At 66.6% G+C, this 428-nt stretch carries 1 pseudogene; it reads right to left on the reverse strand.

The window, feature by feature from the left end:
• Window positions 1–169 precede the first annotated feature (169 nt).
• Window positions 170–428 (reverse strand): annotated as a pseudogene (locus AB4Y34_RS42025) (sugar phosphate isomerase/epimerase); the annotation flags it as partial.

Genomic DNA, 428 nt, shown 5'->3' on the forward strand with positions numbered 1-428 from the left:
CGGCCAGCGGGCCGGTTGCGGTGGCGACGATCAGCGCCATCGCTTCGCCGTTGGTGTTCACGTCGAGGGGGGGGTGCGGGTGGGTCATGCTGGGCTCCTGGTGGTGCTTCCGATGCCGATGATTCAGGTTGCGTTGCGTTGTTTGCTGCCTTGCTTGCCGCGTCGCGGTCTATACCCGCGCTAGCCAGTTCACATAATGCGCGGCATCCGCATCGATCCGGCTGGGGTCGAACGGAAACTCGATGCCACGCGGCACATCGCGCGGCAGCAGGTCGAGGACCGCGCGGAATGTCGCGTCATCGCCGGCCGGCGCGATCGCGAAGCGCCGCGCGCCCTCGCCCGTCGTGCTCTTGCAATGGATGTATTCGACATATGGCGCAAGCTGCGGCACGATTTCGAGCGGCGCGACGTCGAGCCACGCCCAGTTG

This window comes from Paraburkholderia sp. BR10954 (assembly GCF_040965775.1).
In the GTDB taxonomy this organism is placed as follows: Bacteria; Pseudomonadota; Gammaproteobacteria; order Burkholderiales; family Burkholderiaceae; genus Paraburkholderia; species Paraburkholderia youngii.